A 24470-nucleotide genomic window follows, 5' to 3' on the forward strand; every position below is an offset into this window, starting at 1 on the left:
GATAAAGCCTATTGCTACACAGTCCGGCGGTTGTGCATCTCCACCCTACACGTATCCCTGATAATTCGGGTGCTGCCGCGCGCAGAATCCGCAGCGGGTTGGCATTTACCGTGAGCTCCGAAAGGGGAGGTCACGCATCATGGCTAATTCAGGCGTTGTTTCCGAAGCATTCGCTCGGGGTCATCTGTAGCTGACTGCACTTTGTGAACTGGCCTTGAATGTGTGCCTGTCAGGCGAGTAAAAACTCTGCTCGACGGTGTAATTCAGGCCTCATGTCACCTGCGCTTGTTACAACTGCAAACTCCACCGTTACGTAGCGAAAGCCCCGTAGGACGGCCTCGCGTCCTGGTGAATTGCGTTGGTCAGGGCCGGTTTTTGACCGTGGTTCCTCTGTCCAGGCCGCTTTTGGCGGCGTTCGCGACTATAGCAGCAATGATTAAGTGCTTCAATTCCATAAAAATTGTTATCATCCGCGGCATGACAACTACTGCCCCTTCGACTCCAGGCGTTCAATTGCTTGAAGTCTCGCCGGAGTATGCCGGCCAACGAATCGACAATTTTCTCCTCGCCCGGCTCAAAGGCGTGCCCAAGACCTTGATTTACCGCATTTTGCGTAAAGGCGAAGTGCGTGTGAACAAGGGTCGGATCAAGCCCGAATACAAGCTGCAGGCCGGTGATATCGTGCGCGTGCCGCCGGTTCGCGTGCCTGAACGTGATGAGCCGGTGCCACTCGCCCAAGGCTTGTTGCAGCGCCTGGAAGCTTCGATTGTCTTCGAAGACAAAGCCCTGATCGTGATCAACAAGCCCGCTGGCATTGCGGTTCACGGTGGTAGTGGCTTGAATTTCGGTGTGATCGAAGCCTTTCGTCAGTTGCGTCCCGATGCCAAAGAGCTGGAGCTGGTTCACCGTCTCGACCGCGACACCTCCGGCCTGCTGATGATCGCCAAAAAGCGCAGCATGTTGCGCCACTTGCACGAGCAATTGCGCGGCGATGGCGTCGACAAGCGCTATATGGCGCTGGTTCGCGGCAACTGGGCGACTTCGATCAAGAAAGTCAGTGCGCCATTGCTCAAGAGCAATCTGCGTTCCGGCGAGCGCATGGTCGAAGTCAATGACGAGGGCAAAGAAGCCCTGACCATGTTCAAGGTGCTGCGCCGTTTCGGTGATTTCGCCACCATGGTCGAGGCTAAACCGGTTACCGGTCGCACCCACCAGATTCGCGTGCACACTTTGCATGCCGGCCATTGCATTGCGGGTGACAGCAAGTATGGCGATGAGGATTTCACCAAGGAAATCCGCGATCTGGGTGGCAAGCGCCTGTTCCTGCACGCCTACATGCTGACCGTGCCGCTGCCCGATGGCGGCAAGCTGACCTTGCAGGCACCGGTCGATGAAATGTGGGCCAAGACCGTGGAGCGATTGAGTGCGCCCATCTGATTACAAGCTGCTGATTTTCGATTGGGACGGCACGCTGGCCGATTCCATCCATCGGATCGTCGAGGCGATGCACTCTGCATCCGGGCGTTCCGGTTTCGACTTGCGTGATGATTTTGCCGTCAAAGGCATCATCGGTCTGGGCTTGCCCGAGGCGATTCGCACGCTGTATCCCGAGATCAGCGATGCCGAGATGACCTTGTTTCGCGAGTATTACGCCGATCACTACATCGCTGCAGAGGCCGTGCCTTCGCCGTTGTTCGAAGGTGTTGTCGAGTCGATGGCGTCGTTTCGCGAGCAGGGTTATCACCTGGCTGTCGCCACCGGCAAGAATCGCCGGGGACTGGATCGAGTGCTCAAGGCCAATGGCTGGGAAGATTATTTCGATATCACCCGCGCTGCCGATGAAACTGCAAGCAAGCCACACCCTCTGATGCTTGAGCAGATCGTTGCGCATTGTGGTGTGCGCCCGGAGCAGGCGCTGATGGTCGGCGATTCATCCTTCGATCTGCTGATGGCGCGTAATGCGGGGATGGATTCGGTCGCGGTCAGTTATGGCGCGCAATCGATCGAATCGCTGCAACAGTTCGAGCCACGTCTGTCGATCGACCGTTTTTCCGAATTGCATGCCTGGCTGGGGAAGCAGGCTTAATACGTTTTTGCTGGGGTGGATGGCATGACCGACGAATGGAAAGCACCGGCCAAGGCAAGTGCCGACGGCGGTGACGAAAAAAGCTGGAAGCTGTTGGAAAAGACCTTGCTGGCTGGTGTTCAGGAGCAGCGTCGTTCGCGGCGTTGGGGGATTTTCTTCAAGCTGCTGACGTTTGTTTATCTGTTTGTGGCGCTGATCCTGTTCACGCCGCTGATGGATATGGAAAAGAGCGCCACGCGCGGGCCGAACTACACCGCGTTGATCGACGTCACCGGCATGATCGCCGACAAAGAGCCGGCCAGTGCCGACAACATTGTTGGCAGCCTGCGGGCGGCGTTCGAGGACAAAAAGGTCAAAGGCGTGATCCTGCGCATCAACAGTCCTGGCGGCAGTCCGGTGCAATCGGGTTATGTGTATGACGAGATCAAGCGTCTGCGCGGCCTGCATCCGGAGATCAAGCTGTATGCAGTGATTTCCGATCTGGGTGCCTCCGGTGCCTATTACATTGCCAGTGCGGCGGATCAGATCTACGCCGACAAGGCCAGCCTGGTCGGTTCGATTGGTGTGACGGCGGCCGGTTACGGTTTTGTCGGCACCATGGAGAAGCTCGGCGTCGAGCGTCGTACGTACACTTCGGGCGAGCACAAGTCGTTCCTCGATCCGTTCCAGCCGCAGAAGCCGGAAGAAACGGCGTTCTGGCAGAGTGTGCTCGACACCACGCACAAGCAGTTCATCAACAGCGTCAAGCAGGGTCGCGGCGATCGCTTGAAAGACAAAGAACATCCAGAGCTGTTCTCCGGGTTGGTCTGGTCGGGCGAGCAGGCACTACCGCTGGGCTTGATCGATGGGCTGGGCAATGCCAGTTCAGTGGCGCGGGATGTGATTGGCGAGAAAGAGTTGGTCGACTTCACCGTTCAGGAATCGCCGTTCGATCGCTTCTCGAAAAAGCTGGGTGCCAGCGTGGCTGAGCAGTTGGCGATGTGGATGGGTTTCCACGGGCCTTCGTTGCGTTAAGCGCTCGCTGCATGAAAAAACCGGCCTTGATGGCCGGTTTTTTGTGGGTCAGGGTATTTGCACGCCTTCAACCAGCAGCATGTCAATCAGGCGAATCAGTGGCAGACCGATCAGGCTGGTGGCGTCAGGGCCTTCGGTGGATTGAAACAGGCTCACACCGAGGCCTTCAGCTTTGAAGCTGCCAGCACAGTCATACGGCTGCTCGATGCGCAGATAGCGCTCAACGCGCGCTTGGTCGAGCTGGCGCATGTGTACGGTAAACGGCACGCAATCGACTTGGCATTCGCCAGTCTGGCTGTTGAGCAGCGCCAGGCCGGTCAGGAAGGTCACGCTGGCGCCACTGGCAGCCATTAATTGCTGGCGGGCCTTCTCGAAGGTGTGTGGTTTGCCGATAATCTGCTCGCCGAGCACGGCAACCTGATCCGAGCCGATAATCAGATGAGCGGGGTGGCTGTGGGCCAGTGCCCGGGCCTTTTGTTCGGCGAGGCGTCTGACCAGTTCGATGGCTGGCTCGCCCGGGCGATGACTTTCATCGATGTCCGGCGAGCTGCAGACGAACGGCAGGTGCAGGCGGGCGAGCAATTCGCGACGATAGGTCGAGCTTGAAGCGAGTAATAAAGGCAGCATTCGCGTCTCCTGAGGCAGGTGCGGATTCTAGCGGAGGCACGCAAGTGACGGACAGAGCACAATTTCCTTTGACATGGGTGGGTGCATCCCTATAATGCTGCGCCTATGTTGAATGACCCGATTCCACCTCACGTTGACCCGCGCAAATTGGCTGATCGTGGCACCACCCTTCAAGGTGAAATGCTGCTGGCCGATTTGGAGAGACTCTGCGACCCGCTTTCCGACAATGTCGGTACGGTGCAGGCGAAATTCGTTTTTGAACGAGATGAACGTAAATCTGTGGTGATCCACAGCTTTATCGACACCGAGGTCAAAATGGTTTGCCAGCGTTGTCTTGAGCTGGTCACCCTGCCGATCCACAGCGAATGCAGTTATGCTGTGGTGAAAGAGGGTGCGAATACCCAGTCGTTGCCGAAAGGTTATGACGTGCTGGAACTGGGCGAAGATCCATTGGATCTGCAGTCACTGGTCGAAGAAGAGCTTTTGCTCGCTTTGCCTATTGTGCCTGCTCATCATCCGGAAGAATGCCAGCAGCCGGCGGGTCTCGATGAGCCCGAACCGAGCGAGGACGAGTCAACGCGGTCCAACCCGTTCAGTGTATTGGCGCAGTTAAAGCGTGACCCAAACGTTTAGGAGTTAATCAATTATGGCTGTTCAGCAGAACAAAAAATCCCGCTCTGCCCGTGACATGCGCCGTTCGCACGACGCTCTCGAGGCTAGCACCCTGTCTGTAGAAAAAACCACTGGTGAAGTTCACCTGCGTCACCACGTATCGCCAGAAGGCGTATACCGTGGCCGTAAAGTGATCGACAAGGGCGCTGACGAGTAATCACTTGTCCGCTCAAGTCATCGCGATTGACGCAATGGGCGGGGACTTCGGTCCCCGCAGCATTGTTCAGGCCAGCCTTGCTTGCCTGTCTGCTACGCCCTCGCTGCACCTGACCCTCGTCGGTCAACCCTCCCTTCTTGAAGAATTGATCAACGGCCAATCGGCTGCCGATCGCGCGCGCCTGACCATTATTCCGGCCAGCGAAGTCATCACCATGGACGAAAAGCCGACACAGGCCTTGCGCGGCAAGCCGGACTCGTCGATGCGTGTTGCTCTGGAGTTGGTGCGTGATGGCAAGGCTCAAGCCTGTGTCAGTGCTGGCAATACCGGTGCGTTGATGGCGCTCTCGCGATTCGTGCTGAAGACGTTGCCGGGTATCGATCGTCCGGCGATGGTGGCGGCGATTCCGACGCAGAAGGGTTATTGCCAGTTGCTTGACCTTGGCGCCAACGTCGATTGCAGTGCCGAACATCTGCTGCAGTTTGCGGTGATGGGTTCTGTTGCGGCGCAAACGCTGGGCATCCATCGTCCCCGCGTCGCGCTGCTGAATATCGGCACCGAAGACATCAAGGGCAATCAGCAGGTCAAACTGGCTGCGACGCTGTTGCAGGCTGCGCGCGGCATCAACTACATCGGCTTTATCGAAGGCGACGGCTTGTATCGTGGCGAAGCTGATGTGGTGGTGTGTGATGGATTTGTCGGCAATATCCTGCTCAAGTCCAGCGAGGGCCTGGCGACGATGATTGCTGCGCGCATCGAGGCGTTGTTCAAAAAGAATCTGGCCACGCGTGCGGTGGGAGCTTTGGCGTTGCCGCTGATGAAACGCTTGCAGGCTGATCTGGCGCCGGCGCGACATAACGGCGCAAGCTTTCTCGGCTTGCAGGGCATCGTCGTGAAAAGTCATGGTTCGGCCGGGGTTCAAGGCTTTCAGAGTGCAATTTCCCGCGCGTTGATCGAGATTCAGGAGAACTTGCCCGAACGCCTCCACGGTCGTCTGGAGGATCTGTTGTCTTAGGCGTTTTCGTCGGACAATGCTTAAATGTGACCGCCCGGTTCAAAGGGCCATCCAACTGTCAGTTTCTTGCGTCCCCCAGCGGGGCGTCATTTTCCGACGACAAGATCATTAGGGGCTTGTTACATGTCTGCTTCCCTCACATTCGTCTTTCCGGGACAGGGTTCGCAGTCCCTCGGCATGTTGGCCGAGCTGGGCGCGGAATATCCGCTGATCCTCGAAACCTTCAAAGAAGCCTCTGAGGCTCTGGGCTATGACCTGTGGGCGTTGACCCAGCAAGGTCCGGAAGAGCTGCTCAATCAAACCGATAAAACCCAACCGGCCATTCTGACCGCTTCGATCGCCCTGTGGCGTCTGTGGCTGGCGGAAGGCGGTGCGCGTCCGGCCTTCGTTGCCGGTCACAGCCTGGGTGAATACAGCGCGCTGGTCGCTGCTGGCAGCCTGACACTGGCTGACGCGGTGAAGCTCGTTGAGCGCCGTGGTCAACTGATGCAGGAAGCGGTTCCAGCCGGGCAGGGTGGCATGGCTGCCATCCTCGGTCTGGAAGACGCTGACGTGCTGGCAGCCTGCGCCGAAGCGGCGCAAGGTGAAGTGGTCAGCGCCGTCAACTTCAACTCGCCGGGCCAGGTCGTTATCGCCGGTGCCAAGGCTGCCGTTGAGCGCGCCATCGAAGGCTGCAAGGCCCGTGGTGCCAAACGCGCCATGCCGCTGCCGGTGAGCGTGCCGTCGCACTGCGAGTTGATGCGCCCGGCCGCCGAACGCTTTGCTGAATCCATCGCCGCCATCGACTGGCAGGCGCCGCAGATCCCGGTGGTACAGAACGTCAGCGCGCAAGTGCCGGCCGATCTGGAAACCCTCAAGCGTGATCTGCTCGAACAACTGTACAAGCCAGTGCGCTGGGTCGAGTCGGTACAGACTCTGGCCGCCAAGGGCGCGACCAATCTGGTCGAATGCGGCCCGGGCAAAGTCCTGGCCGGTCTGAACAAGCGTTGCGCCGAAGGCGTGGCGACTTCCAACCTCAATACCCCAGACGCTTTCGCTGCCGCTCGCGCAGCGCAAGCCTGAATCAGGAGAAACTTGCATGAGTCTGCAAGGTAAAGTTGCACTGGTCACCGGTGCAAGCCGTGGTATCGGCCAGGCTATCGCACTGGAGCTGGGTCGTCAGGGCGCCATCGTTGTTGGCACCGCGACTTCCGCTTCGGGCGCTGAGCGTATCGCTGCAACCCTGAAGGAAAACGGTATTCAGGGCACTGGCCTTGAGCTGAACGTGACCAGCGATGAATCGGTCAGCGCAGTGCTGGCGAGCATTCAGGAGCAGTTCGGTGCGCCAGTGGCGATCCTGGTCAATAATGCCGGCATCACCCGCGATAACCTGATGATGCGCATGAAAGACGATGAGTGGTACGACGTGATCGATACCAACCTGAACAGTCTATTCCGCCTGTCCAAGGGCGTTCTGCGCGGCATGACCAAGGCTCGCTGGGGTCGAATTATCAGTATTGGCTCGGTAGTGGGTGCCATGGGCAACGCTGGCCAAGTAAACTATGCAGCCGCCAAGGCCGGTCTGGAAGGTTTCAGCCGTGCAATGGCGCGTGAAGTCGGTTCGCGTTCGATTACGGTCAACTCGGTAACCCCAGGGTTTATCGACACCGATATGACCCGCGAGCTGCCTGAAGCACAGCGTGAAGCCTTGCAGACGCAGATTCCGCTGGGTCGTCTGGGACAAGCTCAAGAGATCGCGTCTGTGGTCGCTTTTCTTGCATCCGACGGTGCGGCATACGTCACTGGGGCTACAATCCCGGTGAACGGTGGGATGTACATGTAAGTAAAATGTGACGGATTGCTTCAAAAAAATGTCATACGAGCTGTCTAAAATCCGTTATAAAGCTGCAATCTATTTATAGGCAGAGGGCTGCAGGGTTTGAGGAGTGAAGCTTTCAGTTGAAAAACTGAAAAGTCTTTCTATACACTTACCCACTGGCCAGCTGCCTGAATTTGTCCATTAGGAGTGAAAACAAGGTATGAGCACCATCGAAGAGCGCGTCAAGAAAATCGTTGCCGAGCAACTGGGTGTTAAAGAAGAAGAAGTGGTCAACACCGCTTCCTTCGTAGAAGACCTGGGTGCCGACTCCCTTGACACCGTTGAGCTGGTGATGGCTCTGGAAGAGGAATTCGAGACCGAAATCCCTGACGAAGAAGCTGAGAAGATCACTACTGTACAAGCTGCAATCGACTACGTTACTAGCCACCAGGCGTAATAGTTTGTAATCGTTGTTTGCTGTCATGGAAAAACCGCACTGCCATCATGGCGTGCGGTTTTTTCTTTAGGCCTGATGCAAAATCGTCATTTGAAAAAGGAGAGTGCTGTGTCGCGTAGACGCGTCGTAGTCACCGGTATGGGTATGTTGTCGCCACTGGGCACGGATGTGCCGAGCAGTTGGCAGGGCATTCTGGCTGGCCGCAGTGGCATTGGTCTGATCGAACACACCGACCTTTCTGCCTATTCCACCCGCTTTGGCGGCTCGGTAAAGGGCTTCAATGTCGAGGAATACCTGTCGGTCAAGGAAGCACGCAAGCTTGACCTGTTCATTCAGTACGGTCTCGCTGCAGGCTTTCAAGCCGTGCGCAACGCCGGTCTGGAAGTTACCGATGCCAACCGTGAACGCATTGGCGTGGCCATGGGTTCGGGTATCGGCGGTCTGACCAACATCGAAGAAACCAGCCGTACCCTGCATGAAACGGGCCCGCGTCGAATCTCGCCATTCTTCGTGCCAGGCTCGATCATCAATATGATTTCCGGTTTCCTGTCCATCCATCTGGGAGCACAGGGACCTAACTACGCCATCGCCACTGCATGTACCACCGGTACGCACTGCATCGGCATGGCGGCGCGCAACATCATGTACGACGAAGCCGACGTGATGATTGCCGGTGGTGCCGAAATGGCCGCGTGCGGTCTGGGTATGGGCGGCTTCGGCGCGTCCCGTGCGCTGTCGACCCGCAACGATGAGCCGACCCGCGCGAGCCGTCCATGGGACAAGGGTCGTGACGGTTTCGTGTTGTCCGACGGTGCCGGTGCACTGGTTCTCGAAGAGCTGGAACACGCCAAAGCTCGCGGTGCGACCATCTACGCCGAGCTGATCGGTTTCGGCACCAGCGGCGATGCATTCCACATGACTTCGCCTCCTGCCGACGGCGCCGGTGCAGCCCGCTGCATCACCAATGCACTGCGCGATGCGAAGATCAACGTCGATCAAGTGCAGTACATCAACGCCCACGGTACTTCGACCCCGGCCGGCGACCTCGCCGAAGCCAACGCGATCAAGTCGGTGTTCGGTGAGCACGCCTACAAGCTGGCAGTCAGCTCGACCAAGTCGATGACCGGTCACCTGTTGGGTGCGGCGGGCGCGGTCGAAGCGATCTTCAGCGTACTGGCGATCAACAGTCAGGTGGCGCCGCCGACCATCAACCTCGATGAGCCGGACGAAGGCTGCGATCTCGATTTCGTGGCGCACACTGCGCGCAACATGGACATCGATGTGGTGCTGTCCAACTCCTTCGGTTTTGGCGGCACCAACGGCACTCTGGCATTCCGCCGGTTTGCAGGCTGATGGACTGCTGGGTCGACGGTCAACCGGCTGACGCTCTGTCGCTGAAAGATCGCGGCCTGGCTTACGGCGATGGTCTGTTCGAGACCATCGCCGTGCGTGGCGGCCAGCCGATCCTGCTGGATCGACACCTGACGCGATTGGCCGATGGCTGTTCGCGTCTGGCCATCGCGGCCGATATCGAGCTGATTCGCCAAGAGCTGCTGAGCTACGCCGCCGCCATGGGCGCTGGCGTGCTCAAGCTCATCCTCACCCGTGGTGACGGTTTGCGCGGTTATGCGCCTGATCCGGCGGCACCGGGCCGACGCATTCTGCAAGGCAATCCTCCTGCTGCTTATCCTGCTGTTCATGCCGAGCAGGGCGTGCGCCTGTTCCCGTGCAGCACGCGCCTGGCTACGCAGCCAATGCTCGCCGGGCTCAAACACCTCAATCGCCTTGAACAGGTTCTCGCCCGTGCCGAATGGCAGGACAGCGAGCACGCCGAAGGCTTGATGCTCGATCAGGCCGGTCGAGTGATCGAGGGCGTGTTCAGCAACGTGTTTCTGGTACGCGACGGTGTGTTGATCACACCGGATCTGAAGCGCTGCGGCGTCGCCGGAGTGATGCGCGCCGAAATATTGTTTCAGGCCGAGTCATTGGCCATCCCCACCCAAGTCGCCGATATCAGCCTCGAACAGCTGCAATGGGCCGACGAAGTCTTTATCTGCAACAGCGTGTATGGCGTCTGGCCGGTACGCGCCTACGCTGCACTGAGCTGGTCGGTTGGCCCGCTCACCCGTAAACTGCAAACCATCGCCCGCGCCCTACTGGATGCCTGATTTGTGAGACGTAAACTATTGCTGCTGCTGGAAACCGGACTGGTTCTGGCAGGGCTGCTGATGGGCGCCAGCGCCTGGAAGATTCACAGCGCACTGGAACAGCCTCTGAACATCACGCAGGAAGAACTGCTGGATGTGCCGAAAGGCTCCACCCCGACCCGTACTTTCCTTTCACTCGAAACCGATGGCGTCATCAAGGACGCGTTCTGGTTGCGGGTCTATTGGCGCTTCAACCTCGCCGGTACACCGATCCACAGCGGTGAATACCGCATGCAGCCGGGCATGACCGTTAACGGTCTGATCGACTTGTGGAAGCGTGGCGATGTGGTTCAGTACAGCCTGACGCTGGTTGAAGGCTGGAACTTCCATCAAGTGCGCGCGGCGCTGGCCAAAGACGAAAAGATCGAACAGACCCTGAACGGTTTGAGCGACAGCGACGTCATGGCGAAGATTGGTCATAAAGGGTTGTTCCCGGAAGGGCGTTTCTTCCCCGATACCTATCGCTTCGTGCGTGGCATGTCCGATGCCGAACTGCTGAAGAAAGCCTTTGATCGTCTCGACGAAGTGCTCGCCAATGAATGGGAAAAGCGTTCGGCCGATACGCCGTACACTGAGCCCTATCAAGCATTGATCATGGCGTCGCTGGTCGAGAAGGAAACCGGCGTACCCCAGGAGCGCGGGCAGATCGCCGGGGTCTTCGTGCGTCGCATGGCTCTGGGCATGCAATTGCAGACCGATCCGACCGTCATTTATGGCTTGGGCGATCGCTACACCGGCAAGTTGACCCGCGCCCACCTGAAGGAGCCGACGGCGTATAACACCTACGTGATTCCCGGCTTGCCACCGACGCCGATTGCGATGGTCGGTCGTGAGGCGATTCACGCGGCGCTGAATCCAGTGGAAGGGACAAGTCTGTACTTCGTTGCACGTGGCGACGGCAGTCATGTCTTCTCTGATGATCTCGATGCGCATAACAATGCGGTGCGTGAGTATCAGCTCAAGCGCCGCGCGGATTACCGTTCCAGCCCCGCGCCGGCGGTAACGCCTGAAGCGGCTCCGGCGACGGAAGAAGCGATTCCAGCCGCATCACCGGATACGGCGCCGGAAGCGTTGCCGCAGGTTCCAGCTCAGGAGTCTGCGCCGACCCCGGCACCGGAAGCCGCCGCCCCACAAAACACGCAATGACTTTGATTAAGGACTGCCTGTGACTGGCTTGTTTATTACGCTGGAAGGCCCGGAAGGCGCCGGCAAAAGCACCAACCGTGAATACCTCGCCGAGCGCCTGCGCGCCGCCGGTATTGAAGTCGTGCTGACCCGCGAACCAGGCGGCACACCCTTGGCCGAGCGGATTCGCGATGTGCTGCTGGCTCCGGCCGACGAAGTCATGAATCCCGACACCGAGCTGTTGCTGGTGTTCGCCGCACGCGCCCAGCATCTTGCCGAAGTGATTCGCCCGGCGCTGGCCCGTGGTGCGGTAGTGCTGTGTGATCGCTTTACCGATTCGACCTACGCTTATCAGGGCGGCGGTCGCGGTTTGTCGCTGGAGCGCATCGCTGCGCTGGAAGCGTTCGTGCAAGGCGATCTGCGCCCGGATCTGACGCTGATTTTCGATCTGCCGGTGGAAATCGGTCTGGCCCGCGCCAGTGCCCGTGGTCGTCTGGATCGTTTCGAACTGGAAGGCCGGGCGTTTTTCGAGGCCGTGCGTAGTGCCTTCCTCAAGCGTGCTGAAGCGGATCCTGCGCGTTATGTGCGCATCGATGCCGGTCAGCCGTTGGTCAAGGTTCAACAATCGCTGGATACCCTGATTCCGAACTTGCTGGAGCTGGCCCGTGGCTGAGGCCTACCCGTGGCAGGACAGCCTCTGGCAGCAACTGGCCGGGCGCAAGCAGCACGCGCACGCCTATCTGCTGCACGGCCCGGCGGGCATCGGCAAACGCGCGTTGGCCGAGCGCTTGATGGCCAGCCTGCTTTGCCAGCGCCCGACGCCGGACGCGTGCGGCGAATGCAAATCCTGCCTGCTGCTCAAGGCCGGCAGTCACCCGGATAACTACATTCTTGAACCGGAAGAAGCCGACAAGGCGATCAAGGTCGATCAGGTGCGCGATCTGGTCAGTTTCGTGGTGCAGACTGCGCAGATGGGCGGGCGCAAAGTGGTGCTGATCGAGCCGGTCGAGTCGATGAACATCAACGCCGCCAACGCCTTGCTGAAAAGCCTTGAAGAGCCGTCCGGCGATACGGTTTTGCTGTTGGTCAGCCATCAGACCAGCCGTTTGCTGCCGACCATCAAAAGCCGTTGCGTGCAGCAGGCCTGCCCGCTGCCGGGCGAGGCGATGAGCCTGCAATGGCTGGCGCAGGCGCTGCCGGACTGCTCCGAAGACGAGCGTGTCGAATTGCTGACGCTGGCCGCCGGTTCGCCGTTGATGGCGGTCAGTTTGCAATCTCAAGGCGTTCGCGAGCAGCGTGCGCAAGTGGTCGAAGGCGTGAAGAAGTTGCTCAAGCAGCAGCAATCGCCGACGCAATTGGCCGAAGAGTGGAAAAGCATTCCGATGCTGCGCCTGTTCGACTGGTTCTGCGATTGGTCGAGCCTGATCCTGCGTTATCAGTTGACCCAGGATGAAGCGGGCCTCGGTCTGACCGACATGCGTAAAGTCGTGCAGTACCTGGCGCAGAAAAGTGCGCAGGGCAAAGTTCTGGAGATTCAGGACTGGATTCTCGCCCAGCGCCAGAAAGTCATGAGCAAGGCCAACCTCAATCCGGCGTTGCTGCTGGAGGCGTTGTTGGTGCAATGGGCGGGATTGCCTGGTCAAAGATAAGAATGTGTACCTAGACTCTGAACATCAGCAGTGGAGGTCAACATGAATGAACCCGTCAGCCCGGGGCCGCGCAACGGCATTTTGTCCCTGACCATCAAGGACAAGTCGGTGCTCTACGCCGCTTACATGCCGTTCATCAAGAACGGTGGCTTGTTCATCCCTACCAACAAGAGCTACAAGTTGGGCGACGAGGTGTTCATGCTGCTCAACCTGATGGACGAGGCCGAGAAAATTCCGGTGGCCGGCAAGGTCGCCTGGATCACGCCCAAAGGTGCGCAGGGCAATCGCGCCGCCGGTGTCGGCGTGCAGTTCAACGATGGCGACAACACCGCGCGCAGTCGCATCGAAACCCATCTGGCCGGAGCCCTTAAATCCGACCGTCCCACTCATACGATGTAAGTAGCCGTCTTTTTTATGCTCGTAGATTCCCATTGTCACCTTGATCGCCTCGACCTCGCCGCCCATGACGGTTCGCTGGATGCTGCACTCGATGCAGCCCGGCAGCGCGGAGTAGGGCACTTCCTGTGCATCGGCGTCAGCGCCGACAACGCTGCGGACGTCAAAGCCCTGGCTGAGCGTTATGACGACGTTGATTGTTCGGTGGGTGTGCACCCGCTGGATGTGAAGCCGGGCGCGGCGCCTGCGCTGGACTGGCTGCTGCACGAACTCAATCACCCGAAAGTGGTGGCGATCGGTGAAACCGGCCTCGACTATCACTACGAGCCTGAAGCTGCCGAATTGCAGCAGGAGTCGTTCCGCTTGCACCTGCAAGCGGCGCAGCAGACCGGCAAACCGGTGATCATCCACACCCGTGGCGCCCGTGCCGATACCCTTGAGTTGCTGCGTGATGCAGCCTTGCCGCAGGCCGGTGTGCTGCATTGTTTTACCGAAGACTGGGACATGGCCAAAGCTGCACTGGACATGGGTTATTACATTTCCCTGTCGGGCATCGTCACCTTCCGTAATGCCGACGCTCTGCGTGATGTGGCGAGCAAGGTCCCGGCGGATCGCCTGCTGGTGGAAACCGATTCACCGTATCTGGCGCCGATTCCTTATCGCGGCAAGCCCAACCTGCCGCAATACGTGCGCGAGGTGGCGGAATTCCTGGCGATGTTGCGCGGTGAAAACTACGAGCGTTTTGCCGAACAGACCACCGATAACTTCAAGCGCCTGTTCCCGCTGGCGAGTGTTAAATCTGCGGTGTAGCCGATTGCCAAATCGCAGGCAAAAAAAACCCGGGTTCTGGGGGGTGAATCCGGGTTAAGACCATTAGGAGTAAAACAAAGGCACGCGGTCCCTTGGTACCTTTATCGGCGCGACACTTGGGGGAGATGTCGCCCGACAGTTCAAGTATTGATCAGTCTGGCGTGCAGTCCAGTGAGCCGGTCGGGGTTTTTAAACAAATTTGGAATACGTTTGCTTCAGTTGAGTTCTCATTGCGCCCAAAACGTTCTCAAAACGAACAAGAAACACAGATATGGTCGGATGATCCGTGCATTTTTGCGCAAGTTAGGCATAATACGCGGCTTCGAATTTTGACCCTTCAGACCTTTTCTTATGCACAAAGAACCTCGTAAGGTCCGTGAGTTTCGTCGCCGCGAGCAAGAAATTCTCGATACCGCGCTCAAGCTGTTCCTCGACCAAGGTGAAGACAGTGTCACCGTCGAGATGATTGCTGATGCCGTGGGTATCGGCAAAGGCACGATCTACAAGCACTTCAAATCCAAGGCCGAGATCTATCTGCGCCTGATGCTCGATTACGAGCGTGATTTGAACGAGCTGCTGCATTCGGCCGATGTCGACAAGGACAAGGAAGCGCTATCCCGCGCCTACTTCGAATTTCGCATGCGTGACCCGCAGCGCTATCGCCTGTTCGACCGCCTCGAAGAGAAGGTGGTCAAGGGCAATCAGGTGCCGGAGATGGTCGAGGAGCTGCACAAGATCCGTGCCTCGAACTTCGAACGCCTGACCTTGTTGATCAAGGGCCGTATCAGCGAAGGCAAACTCGAAGACGTGCCGCCGTACTTCCACTACTGCGCAGCCTGGGCGCTGGTGCACGGCGCTGTGGCGCTGTATCACTCGCCGTTCTGGAGCAATGTGCTGGAAGATCAGGAAGGTTTCTTCCAGTTCCTGATGGACATCGGCGTGCGCATGGGCAACAAGCGCAAGCGCGATCCGGAAATCCCAAGCAGCTGAACCATTCAGTTGCCTTATTGCGCCATGATTTCGCTACATGACGCAGTACCGCAGGAATATACTCAGGCATAGGGCTTGCTAAAACTTGATTTGTGAGTCAAGTTTTAGCGGCTCGAAATTCTTTCGCCGGAGTGATCATGATCGTTGACCGTCAAGGCAGGCGTTTTCGCAATTTGCGGATCAGCCTGACCTCAGCCTGCAATTACGCGTGTACCTACTGCGTGCCCAACGGCAAGCGGTTGGTGGCTGCGCAGGATGAATTGTCGGCCGAAGCCATGGCGCGTGGCGTGGCGTATCTGATCGAAGCCGCCGGCATCGAACGGCTACGCATCACCGGCGGCGAGCCGCTGGTAAGTCCCAAACTCGAATCGTTCATGACCGCTGTCGGCAAGATGGGCCTGGAGGACATCAGCCTGACCACCAACGGCCAACTCCTCGCTAAAAAACTGCCGCTGCTGGTAGACGCCGGTCTGCGCCGTATCAACGTTTCTCTCGATACCCTCGATGCCGGCGCTTTCCGCAGTATTGCCCGTGGCGGCGATCTGGCGACCGTGCTCGATGGCATGGATCAGGCGAAAGCAGCGGGGATGAAGATCAAGGTCAACATGGTGCCGTTGCGCGGGCAGAACCTCGATCAGGTGATGCCGCTGCTCGATTACTGCCTGGAACGCGGATACGAATTGCGTTTCATCGAGCTGATGCGCATGGGCCACCTGGCCAAGGACAACAATGCGTTCCTGCAGCAGTTCGTCAGCCTGCAGCAGTTGCTGGAGCTGATTGGCGAACGTTATGAGTACGCCCAAACCGACGCACCAGTGGACGCTACGGCCGTGCGCTATGCGATCCCGGGGCTGGGCAACTTTGGTGTGATCGCCAACGAAAGCGTGCCGTTCTGCCGGACGTGTTCGCGTTTGCGCCTGTCGTCGACCGGTTGGCTGCATGGCTGCCTGTCGTCGAGTAACCGCCACTATGTCGGCGATTTGCTCGACAAACCGCGTCATCAGGCTTTGCCGGCGCTCCAGCGCTTGTTGGTCAAGGCGTTGGGCGATAAGCAGGAAGTGGCGTTCTCGGGCGGCGCGACCGTCATGAAGATTATCGGCGGCTGAACAACCGCTTTCGCGAGCAAGCTCGCTCCCACATTTGGAATGCATTTCGAATGTGGGAGCGAGCTTGCTCGCGAATACGATTTATCAATCAACGAAGAACCAGAGCTGGCGCAAAAGCTGCATTCAACGGCCATTCGCCGGTTTTCCGTCACCGGCCTCTGGAGGAATAGGATGCGTAGCCTGGTTTTGCTGCTGGCCGTTTTGGCACTCGGCGGCTGTATGACTGTCAGCGATATGGCCGAAGGCACTCGCTATCAGATGAGCGACGCAGGCTTGCTGGATCACAGCGACAGCCGTCGCGTGAACAACTTCCGCATTCAGCCGGACTCGTTCATCTACATCGCCCAAGGCGCGTTCGCACCACCGGGTGGTTCTTACCCGCGCCCCAACGTCGTGGCCGAAGAAGCCTTCAAAGGTTTCGTCGAATACTTCCCGATGGTCCGCCGCGCCCGTGCGCCGGAAGGTCTCGATCAGGCGATGGGCGAAGCTCGCGATGCCGGCGCGCATTACTTGCTGTACACGCGTTTCGCCAAGGCTGACGACCGCATCGGCAACTCCGATGAGTGGCTTGATCAGGAAGCCGTGGATCGTCTGGGGATCGACGGCGGTGTGATTCAGATCATGTTGATCGAGACCAGCACCCAGTATTTGATTGATACTGCACGCATCAAGAGTCGTGGCGGTTTACTGACGTTCCACGACAGCAAGCCCGAAGACCTGATCGGCCCGCCGCTGGCACAGTACGCGCGCAGCCTGTTGGGAGTCGGCGACCAATAATTCAAGGAGAACGCCATGAGTGGCCCGCAAAAAGCCAATGACCTGTTGGGACAAATCCCCAAAACCAAAGGCTTGCCGCCGGTGCATTTGTGGAACCCGGACTTCTGCGGCGACATCGACATGCGCATCGCCCGCGACGGCACCTGGTATTACCTGGGCACGCCGATCGGGCGCAAGCCAATGGTCAAATTGTTCTCCACGATCATGCGCCGCGATGGCGATGACTATTTCCTGATCACCCCGGTCGAGAAGGTCGGGATCAAAGTCGACGATGCGCCGTTTGTGGCGATTGCGGTCGAGGTTGAAGGCGAAGGGGAGGCGCAGTTGTTGCGCTTCACCACCAACGTTGAAGAAACCGCCGAGGCCGGGCCGGAGCATCCGATCCGCGTCGAGATCGATCCGGCGACGCAGGAGCCTGCACCTTACGTGCATGTGCGCACCAACCTTGAAGCGTTGATTCATCGCAATGTGTTCTATCAGTTGGTGGAACTGGCGGTCAGCCGCGAAATCGACGGGCAGCGCTGGCTCGGTGTGTGGAGCGGCGGCGAGTTCTTTCGCATCGGCCTCGAACCCTGAAACACGAATCCCTGTGGGAGCGAGCCTGCTCGCGAAAGGGGTGTATCAGTCAGCCTAAGTATTGAGTGACATACCGCTTTCGCGAGCAGGCTCGCTCCCACATCTGGTTTCGTGGGTTGCCTGAAAAATCCTGATTGACTGTTAATCGTATGATGATTAGCTTGATCACCCATCGCGATCCGCTTTGAGGTGTTCATGTCCAGCAGCTATCACGCATCCACGGTCGACTGGCTGGGCAGCTGGATCGCCGCTGGCCAGGTCAAACCCGGGCAGACCATCAAGGTCGAGGCCGATCTCGGCGAACAGCTCGGCGTCAGCCGCACGGTCATCCGCGAAGCGATCAAAACCCTCGTCGCCAAAGGCATGCTCGAAGTCGGGCCGAAAGTCGGCACCCGCGTATTGCCGGTGCGGCGCTGGAACCTGTTCGATCCGCAGGTCGTCGGTTGGCTGTCGCGTAATGGCTTGCCGGAAAACTTCGTCGATGACTTGCTCGACTTGCGCCGCACCATCGAACCGATGGCCGTGCGCTGGGCGTGCGAGCGCGCGACGCTGGAACAGATTGAAGCGGTGCAACTGGCCTACAACGCCCTCGAGCGCGCGGTCGACAGCGGCACCGATTACAACCGCGCCGATCAGTCCTTCCACGAATGCATCCTTGCGGCGAGCCACAATCAGTTCATTGAACAAATGGTCCCGGCGCTCGGCGCCTTGCTCGCGGTGTCATTTGAAGTTTCTGCGGCCGACCCGGATGAACTGCGCCGAACTTTGCCGATCCACAAAGACATAGCGGATGCCATCGCCGCCCGCGATTCCGCGCGTGGAGTGTGGGCGTGCATGACCCTGATCGACAATGCGGATCTGGCGATCAAACGCTTTTACCCGAAAGTCATGGCCGACAGAAAAGCCGGCTGAATACACCGAGATCCCTGTGGGAGCGAGCCTGCTCGCGAATGCGGTGCATCACGCAACTCATGCATCGACTGACAAGACGCTTTCGCGAGCAGGCTCGCTCCCACATTTAAAACAACAACAAAGAAAGGAGTTGCCATGACCTGGACCGCCCTGACCCAACACCGCGCCCAGCTCGGTGAAGGCCCATTCTGGGACGCACCGACCCAGGCACTGTACTGGGTTGATATCGCCGGTAAACAGGCCCTGCGTCTGATCGGCCAGAACGTACAGATCTGGCAGATGCCCGAACATGTTTCCGCGTTCATCCCCTGCGCCAGCGGCGATGCCTTGGTGACCCTGAGCAGCGGCGTCTATCGTCTCGATCTCGACTCTCCGGGCCTCGAACCACGTCTGACGCTGTTCTGCGTCGCCGATCCGCAACCGGGCAATCGCCCCAACGAAGCACGCTGTGATGGTCAAGGTCGTCTGTGGCTCGGCACCATGCAAAACAACATCGGCGAGCAGGGCGAAGATCTGCCAATCGTTCGTCGTTCTGGTGGTTTGTTTCGCATCGATCCCGATAAGCGCGTCACACCGTTACTGCGGAATCTGGGAATTCCCAACACCTTGTTGTGGAGCGACGACGGCACCACGCTGTTGTTCGGCGACAGTCTCGACAGCACGCTCTACCGATATTTCATTCACACCGACGGCAACCTTGGCGCGGCTGAAACCTGGTACGGCCCCGACCAGCAGGGCGGCCCGGATGGATCCGCAATGGACGCCGAAGGCTACATCTGGAATGCCCGCTGGGACGGCAGTTGCCTGCTGCGTCTGTCACCGGATGGCAAAGTCGTGCGCAAAATCGACCTACCCGTCAGCCGCCCGACCAGTTGTGTATTCGGCGGTGAAGACCTGAAAACCCTGTTCATCACCAGCGCCAAGAGCCCGCACAACCATCCACTGGATGGCGCGGTACTGACCATGCGCGTTGATGTTGCAGGAAAACTCTGTACGCGCTTTGCAGATTAAATCCCAAAATATGGGATGCAAAATTATATATTGAGATTATTTGGCGGTCGGGTTTATAGTCGGCAACAGCAGTAACACGCACTCACACTTAAAAAGAACAAAACAGGTGAAGTGATGCAGCGAATGTCTATCGCACTCCCGTGTGGAGTCCGCGTCTCGCAACGGCCCCAAGCTGTCGGCCGCGCCTGCCTGTTTCGTTCCAACCGCCTTCCAGACCGGACATCGGCAGATGCCCGGTTTTTTTGTGCTCGCGAAACAGGAGTCCTGTTCCATGGCTGAACCTCTTTCCCTGCCGCCGGTGCCCGCACCGCCGAAGGGCGAGCGTCTGAAAAACAAGGTCGTGCTGCTGACCGGCGCCGCTCAGGGCATCGGCGAGGCCATCGTCGCTGCTTTCGCTTCGCAGCAGGCGAAACTGGTCATCAGTGATATCCAGGCTGAGAAGGTCGAAAAGGTTGCCGCGCATTGGCGCGAGCAGGGTTTTGATGTGCAAGCGTTGAAGGCTGACGTTTCCCGTCAACACGATCTGCACGCCATGGCCAAACGCGCCGTTGAGCTGCATGGGCGCATCGACGTGCTGGTCAACTGCGCCGGGGTCAATGTGTTCCGTGATCCGCTGGAGATGACCGAAGAAGACTGGCATCGCTGCTTCGCCATCGATCTCGATGGCGCCTGGTTCGGCTGCAAAGCCGTGCTGCCGCAAATGATCGAGCAGGGCGTCGGCAGCATCATCAACATTGCCTCGACCCATTCCAGCCACATCATTCCCGGCTGCTTCCCGTACCCGGTGGCCAAGCATGGTTTGCTCGGCCTGACTCGCGCGCTCGGCATCGAGTACGCCGCAAAGGGAATTCGCGTTAACGCCATCGCGCCTGGTTACATCGAAACGCAGTTGAACGTCGATTACTGGAACGGTTTCGCCGACCCGCACGCCGAACGTCAGCGCGCCTTCGATCTGCACCCGCCGAAGCGCATCGGTCAGCCGCTCGAAGTGGCAATGACCGCCGTATTTCTGGCCAGCGATGAGGCGCCGTTCATCAATGCTTCATGCATCACCATCGATGGTGGGCGCTCGGTGATGTACCACGACTGAGCGCAGTGGCTTTCACGCGGAAAAATCCGTTTGCAATCCAATCATCATACGATATGACTATTGTCAGAAGATTTTGCAGGAACACGCTTTAACGCTTTTCAAACATTGCTCAAAAAAAATAACAAGGAGTCAGCTTATGAAACGTCGTTTCGGGATTCGTACCCTGTGCAGTACCGCCCTGGCGGTTACCGCGTTCAGCCTGAGCAGTGCGCTGCTCGCTGCCGACACCGTGAAAATCGGTTTCCTGGTCAAGCAGGCGGAAGAACCGTGGTTCCAGACCGAGTGGGCCTTCGCTGAGAAGGCCGCCAAGGACAAGGGCTTCGAACTGATCAAGATCGCCGTGCCGGACGGCGAGAAAACCCTTTCCGCGATCGACAGTCTCGCCGCCAACGGTGCCAAGGGCTTCGTCATTTGCCCGCCGGATGTCTCGCTCGGCCCGGCGATCATGGCCAAAGCCAAACTCAATGACCTGAAAGTGATTGCCGTCGATGACCGTTTCGTCGACGCCAACGGCAAATTCATGGAAGACGTGCCGTACCTTGGCATGGCCGCGTTTGAAGTTGGCCAGAAACAGGGCAACGCCATGGTCGCCGAAGCGAAGAAGCGTAACTGGGACTGGAAAGACACTTACGCGGTGGTCAACACCTACAACGAACTCGACACCGGCAAGAAACGCACCGACGGCTCGGTGAAATCCCTTGAAGACGCCGGCATGCCGAAGGATCACATTCTGTTTGCCGCGCTGAAAACCCTCGACGTACCGGGCAGCATGGACGCCACCAACTCGGCACTGGTGAAGCTGCCAAGCGCGGCGAAAAACCTGATCATCGGCGGCATGAACGACAACACCGTGCTCGGCGGCGTGCGCGCCACTGAAGCGGCCGGCTTCGCTGCGGCCAACGTGATCGGCATCGGCATCAACGGTACCGACGCCATCGGCGAACTGAAAAAGCCTAACAGCGGTTTCTTTGGCTCGATGCTGCCAAGCCCGCACATCGAAGGCTACAAAACCGCCGAGATGATGTTCGAGTGGGTGACCACCGGCAAAGAACCGCCGAAGTACACCGCGATGGACGACGTCACCCTGATCACCCGCGAGAACTTCAAGCAAGAGCTGGAAAAAATCGGCCTGTGGAACTGATGCCGCGACGGCCCGGGCAGCCGGGCCGTTTTTCGGTGTGAAGAGGTGGCTTTATGCACGCGCAAGTACAGACACAAGCACAACACAGCTCCAGCGGCAGCCTGCGCTTCAACGGGATCGGTAAAACCTTTCCTGGGGTGAAAGCGCTGGATGCGATCAGCTTCGTCGCGCATCCGGGCCAGGTTCATGCCTTGATGGGCGAGAACGGCGCTGGCAAATCGACTCTGCTGAAAATTCTCGGCGGCGCTTACATCCCGAGCAGCGGCGAGCTGCAGATCGGCGAGCAGACCATGGCGTTCAAGTCGACCGCCGACAGCATCGGCAGCGGCGTCGCGGTGATCCATCAGGAGCTGCATCTGGTCCCGGAAATGACCGTCGCCGAAAACCTGTTTCTCGGCCATCTGCCGGCCAGTTTTGGCTTGATCAATCGCAGCACACTGCGCCAGCAAGCGCTGAATTGCCTGAAAGGCCTGGCCGACGAAATCGATCCGCAGACCAAGGTCGGACGGCTGTCCCTCGGCCAACGGCAACTGGTGGAGATCGCCAAAGCGCTGTCGCGCGGCGCCCATGTGATCGCTTTCGACGAACCGACCAGCAGTCTTTCGGCCCGCGAGATCGACCGCTTGATGGCGATCATCGGTCGTCTGCGTGACGAGGGCAAAGTCGTGCTCTACGTCTCGCATCGCATGGAAGAAGTGTTCCGCATCTGCGACGCCGTGACGGTGTTCAAGGACGGTCGCTACGTGCGCACCTTCGATGACATGAGCCAGTTGACCCACGATCAACTGGTGACCTGCATGGTCGGTCGCGACATTCAGGACATCTACGATTACCGCCATCGTCCACGCGGCGCCGTCGCGCTGAAGGTCGACGGCCTGCTCGGCCCGGGCCTGCGCGAACCGATCAGTTTCGAGGCGCACAAAGGTGAAATCCTTGGCCTGTTCGGATTGGTCGGGGCAGGGCGCACCGAGCTGTTTCGCCTGCTCAGCGGGCTGGAACGCAACACCGCCGGGCGCCTCGAATTGCGCGGCCATGAACTGAAACTGCGTTCACCGCGCGATGCCATTGCCGCCGGGATTCTGCTCTGTCCGGAAGATCGCAAAAAGGAAGGCATCATCCCGCTGGCCAGCGTCGCCGAGAACATCAACATCAGTGCGCGCGGTGCCAACTCCGGCCTCGGTTGCCTGATTCGCGGCTTGTGGGAAAAGGGCAACGCCGACAAACAGATCAAGGCGCTCAAGGTGAAAACCCCCCACGCCGGCCAGCAGATCAAATTCCTTTCCGGTGGCAATCAGCAGAAGGCCATTCTCGGTCGCTGGCTGTCGATGCCGATGAAGGTCCTGCTGCTCGACGAACCGACGCGCGGCATCGACATCGGTGCCAAAGCGGAGATCTACCAGATCATCCACAACCTCGCCGCCGACGGCATTTCGGTGATCGTGGTGTCCAGCGACCTGATGGAAGTGATGGGTATTTCCGACCGCATTCTGGTGCTCTGCGAAGGCGCCCTGCGCGGCGAAATCAGCCGTGACCAGGCCAATGAATCCAACCTGCTGCAACTGGCTTTGCCGCGCCACCGCGCTGACGGCGTGGCGAACTGAGAGGTGACTATGATGACAACCCAAAACGAAACCCTGCCGACTGCGCGCAAACCCTTGGACATGCGTCGCTTCCTCGATGACTGGGTCATGTTGCTGGCGGCGATCGGCATCTTCATCGCTTGCACACTGCTGATCGATAACTTCCTCTCGCCGCTGAACATGCGTGGCCTGGGCCTGGCGATTTCCACCACCGGGATCGCCGCGTGCACGATGTTGTACTGCCTGGCGTCGGGGCACTTCGACTTGTCGGTGGGCTCGGTGATTGCCTGCGCCGGCGTGGTCGCGGCGGTGGTGATGCGCGACACCAACAGTGTGTTTCTGGGTGTCAGTGCGGCATTGGTGATGGGCCTGATTGTCGGGCTGATCAACGGGATTGTGATTGCCAAGCTGCGCGTCAATGCCTTGATCACCACGTTGGCGACCATGCAGATTGTTCGCGGTCTGGCTTACATTTTTGCCAATGGCAAAGCGGTGGGCGTGTCGCAGGAATCGTTCTTCGTGTTTGGCAATGGCCAGTTGTTTGGTGTGCCGGTGCCGATTCTGATCACCATCGTCTGCTTTCTGTTTTTTGGCTGGCTGCTGAATTACACCACCTACGGGCGCAACACCATGGCTATCGGTGGTAACCAGGAAGCTGCGTTGCTGGCGGGTGTGAACGTTGACCGGACCAAGATCATTATCTTTGCCGTGCATGGCGTGATTGGTGCGCTGGCCGGGGTGATTCTGGCGTCGCGGATGACCTCCGGACAGCCGATGATTGGTCAGGGTTTTGAGCTGACGGTGATCTCTGCTTGTGTGTTGGGCGGGGTGTCGCTGAGCGGCGGGATCGGCATGATTCGGCATGTGATTGCCGGGGTGTTGATTCTGGCGATTATTGAGAATGCGATGAACTTGAAGAATATCGATACGTTTTATCAGTATGTGATTCGTGGTTCGATCTTGCTGCTGGCCGTGGTCATTGACCGACTGAAGCAACGCTAGAATCAAGAGCCCCTCACCCCAGCCCTCTCCCGGAGGGAGAGGGGGCCGACCGAGGTGTCTTGCGTAATCCGTTGACCTGAAAGTTCTCGTCGACTATGAATTCGGAACAGCACTTTCGGGTGGATTGTGGATTCGGCGAAGCACGCTCAGGTCGGCGAACCTCTTGAATATCCCCCATTCAGTCCCCTCTCCCTCCGGGAGAGGGCTAGGGTGAGGGGCTTTTGATTCTTCCGCCTTTCGTCACTACCCCTAAATTTACCTTGCTCGACCGC

Annotated in this window: 27 protein-coding genes; 26 read left to right on the plus strand and 1 reads right to left on the minus strand. The window is 58.7% G+C overall.

Annotation, left to right across the window (positions count from 1 at the left end; all coding sequences use genetic code 11):
• Positions 1–477 precede the first annotated feature (477 nt).
• From rluC to sppA, 3 genes are read left to right on the plus strand one after another with little or no spacing between them, the layout of a single operon-like run.
• Complete coding sequence (rluC, locus tag L8H52_RS04835; RefSeq protein ID WP_034155359.1) at positions 478–1437, plus strand: 23S rRNA pseudouridine(955/2504/2580) synthase RluC; 960 nt, start codon at positions 478–480, stop codon at positions 1435–1437.
• Positions 1424–2086 (plus strand): HAD-IA family hydrolase, encoded by a 663-nt coding sequence (locus L8H52_RS04840; RefSeq protein WP_242205867.1) that lies wholly within the window; start codon positions 1424–1426, stop codon positions 2084–2086. The genes rluC and L8H52_RS04840 overlap by 14 nt, the downstream gene beginning before the upstream one ends.
• Before the next feature lie 24 nt (positions 2087–2110).
• Positions 2111–3100 (plus strand): signal peptide peptidase SppA, encoded by a 990-nt coding sequence (gene sppA, locus L8H52_RS04845; RefSeq protein ID WP_150651114.1) that lies wholly within the window; start codon positions 2111–2113, stop codon positions 3098–3100.
• Between the two features lie 48 nt (positions 3101–3148).
• Here sppA and L8H52_RS04850 read toward each other — a convergent pair whose 3' ends face one another.
• Positions 3149–3727, minus strand: coding sequence for a nucleoside triphosphate pyrophosphatase (locus L8H52_RS04850; protein ID WP_242205865.1), 579 nt, complete (start codon positions 3725–3727; stop codon positions 3149–3151).
• A 105-nt stretch (positions 3728–3832) separates the two neighbouring features.
• On the opposite strand from L8H52_RS04850, the gene L8H52_RS04855 reads away from it, so the two are divergent.
• The 23 genes from L8H52_RS04855 (at position 3833) to araH (ending at position 24198) form a co-directional block, all read left to right on the plus strand.
• Positions 3833–4360 (plus strand): YceD family protein, encoded by a 528-nt coding sequence (locus L8H52_RS04855; protein WP_160059012.1) that lies wholly within the window; start codon positions 3833–3835, stop codon positions 4358–4360.
• Between the two features lie 13 nt (positions 4361–4373).
• Positions 4374–4556: a 50S ribosomal protein L32 gene (rpmF, locus tag L8H52_RS04860; RefSeq protein WP_003179396.1), complete on the plus strand. Its 183-nt coding sequence runs from the start codon at positions 4374–4376 to the stop codon at positions 4554–4556.
• A gap of 4 nt (positions 4557–4560) precedes the next feature.
• Positions 4561–5571 (plus strand): phosphate acyltransferase PlsX, encoded by a 1011-nt coding sequence (plsX, locus tag L8H52_RS04865; RefSeq protein WP_277930286.1) that lies wholly within the window; start codon positions 4561–4563, stop codon positions 5569–5571.
• A 123-nt stretch (positions 5572–5694) separates the two neighbouring features.
• On the plus strand, positions 5695–6633 hold the full coding sequence (gene fabD, locus L8H52_RS04870; RefSeq protein ID WP_242205863.1) for an ACP S-malonyltransferase: 939 nt from the start codon (positions 5695–5697) through the stop codon (positions 6631–6633).
• A 16-nt stretch (positions 6634–6649) separates the two neighbouring features.
• Entirely contained in the window at positions 6650–7393 is a 744-nt protein-coding gene (gene fabG / locus L8H52_RS04875; protein ID WP_008086267.1) for a 3-oxoacyl-ACP reductase FabG, read from the plus strand.
• 196 nt (positions 7394–7589) lie between these two features.
• Positions 7590–7826 carry an acyl carrier protein gene (gene acpP, locus L8H52_RS04880; protein WP_003175607.1) on the plus strand — a complete coding sequence of 79 codons (237 nt, stop codon included), beginning with the start codon at positions 7590–7592 and terminating at the stop codon, positions 7824–7826.
• A gap of 108 nt (positions 7827–7934) precedes the next feature.
• On the plus strand, positions 7935–9179 hold the full coding sequence (gene fabF / locus L8H52_RS04885; protein ID WP_242205861.1) for a beta-ketoacyl-ACP synthase II: 1245 nt from the start codon (positions 7935–7937) through the stop codon (positions 9177–9179).
• A complete protein-coding gene (gene pabC / locus L8H52_RS04890) occupies positions 9179–9994 on the plus strand; it encodes an aminodeoxychorismate lyase (RefSeq protein WP_242205859.1) in 816 nt (271 codons plus the stop codon). Before fabF ends, pabC begins: the two co-directional genes overlap by 1 nt.
• A gap of 3 nt (positions 9995–9997) precedes the next feature.
• Positions 9998–11179 (plus strand): endolytic transglycosylase MltG, encoded by a 1182-nt coding sequence (gene mltG / locus L8H52_RS04895; RefSeq protein WP_242205857.1) that lies wholly within the window; start codon positions 9998–10000, stop codon positions 11177–11179.
• 19 nt (positions 11180–11198) lie between these two features.
• The gene (gene tmk, locus L8H52_RS04900) at positions 11199–11831 is read left to right on the plus strand and encodes a dTMP kinase (protein ID WP_180699707.1); all 633 of its coding nucleotides are present in this window, start codon (positions 11199–11201) and stop codon (positions 11829–11831) included.
• Positions 11824–12807, plus strand: a complete 984-nt coding sequence (locus L8H52_RS04905) for a DNA polymerase III subunit delta' (protein ID WP_242205856.1) — start codon at positions 11824–11826, stop codon at positions 12805–12807. The genes tmk and L8H52_RS04905 overlap by 8 nt, the downstream gene beginning before the upstream one ends.
• Before the next feature lie 42 nt (positions 12808–12849).
• Positions 12850–13206: a PilZ domain-containing protein gene (locus tag L8H52_RS04910; protein WP_007950801.1), complete on the plus strand. Its 357-nt coding sequence runs from the start codon at positions 12850–12852 to the stop codon at positions 13204–13206.
• Positions 13207–13221: 15 nt separating this feature from the next.
• The gene (locus L8H52_RS04915; protein WP_242205853.1) at positions 13222–14013 is read left to right on the plus strand and encodes a TatD family hydrolase; all 792 of its coding nucleotides are present in this window, start codon (positions 13222–13224) and stop codon (positions 14011–14013) included.
• 351 nt (positions 14014–14364) lie between these two features.
• Positions 14365–15003 (plus strand): TetR/AcrR family transcriptional regulator, encoded by a 639-nt coding sequence (locus tag L8H52_RS04920; protein WP_160059005.1) that lies wholly within the window; start codon positions 14365–14367, stop codon positions 15001–15003.
• A gap of 137 nt (positions 15004–15140) precedes the next feature.
• Positions 15141–16109, plus strand: coding sequence for a radical SAM protein (locus tag L8H52_RS04925; protein WP_007908278.1), 969 nt, complete (start codon positions 15141–15143; stop codon positions 16107–16109).
• Between the two features lie 171 nt (positions 16110–16280).
• The gene (locus L8H52_RS04930; RefSeq protein ID WP_064120365.1) at positions 16281–16886 is read left to right on the plus strand and encodes a DUF4823 domain-containing protein; all 606 of its coding nucleotides are present in this window, start codon (positions 16281–16283) and stop codon (positions 16884–16886) included.
• 15 nt (positions 16887–16901) lie between these two features.
• Positions 16902–17462 (plus strand): DUF1285 domain-containing protein, encoded by a 561-nt coding sequence (locus L8H52_RS04935; protein ID WP_242205851.1) that lies wholly within the window; start codon positions 16902–16904, stop codon positions 17460–17462.
• 195 nt (positions 17463–17657) lie between these two features.
• The gene (locus L8H52_RS04940) at positions 17658–18374 is read left to right on the plus strand and encodes a FadR/GntR family transcriptional regulator (protein ID WP_242205850.1); all 717 of its coding nucleotides are present in this window, start codon (positions 17658–17660) and stop codon (positions 18372–18374) included.
• A gap of 135 nt (positions 18375–18509) precedes the next feature.
• Positions 18510–19385, plus strand: coding sequence for an SMP-30/gluconolactonase/LRE family protein (locus L8H52_RS04945; protein ID WP_242205849.1), 876 nt, complete (start codon positions 18510–18512; stop codon positions 19383–19385).
• A 271-nt stretch (positions 19386–19656) separates the two neighbouring features.
• Positions 19657–20475, plus strand: a complete 819-nt coding sequence (locus tag L8H52_RS04950; protein ID WP_242205847.1) for an SDR family oxidoreductase — start codon at positions 19657–19659, stop codon at positions 20473–20475.
• A 136-nt stretch (positions 20476–20611) separates the two neighbouring features.
• On the plus strand, positions 20612–21616 hold the full coding sequence (locus tag L8H52_RS04955; protein ID WP_122842546.1) for a substrate-binding domain-containing protein: 1005 nt from the start codon (positions 20612–20614) through the stop codon (positions 21614–21616).
• Positions 21617–21669: 53 nt separating this feature from the next.
• Positions 21670–23217: an L-arabinose ABC transporter ATP-binding protein AraG gene (gene araG / locus L8H52_RS04960; RefSeq protein ID WP_242205845.1), complete on the plus strand. Its 1548-nt coding sequence runs from the start codon at positions 21670–21672 to the stop codon at positions 23215–23217.
• A 12-nt stretch (positions 23218–23229) separates the two neighbouring features.
• Positions 23230–24198, plus strand: coding sequence for an L-arabinose ABC transporter permease AraH (gene araH, locus L8H52_RS04965; RefSeq protein WP_034155398.1), 969 nt, complete (start codon positions 23230–23232; stop codon positions 24196–24198).
• The last annotated feature ends 272 nt before the right edge of the window (positions 24199–24470 follow it).

This window comes from Pseudomonas sp. CROZ-RG-20F-R04-15 (assembly GCF_022662375.1).
Lineage (GTDB): Bacteria > Pseudomonadota > Gammaproteobacteria > Pseudomonadales > Pseudomonadaceae > Aquipseudomonas.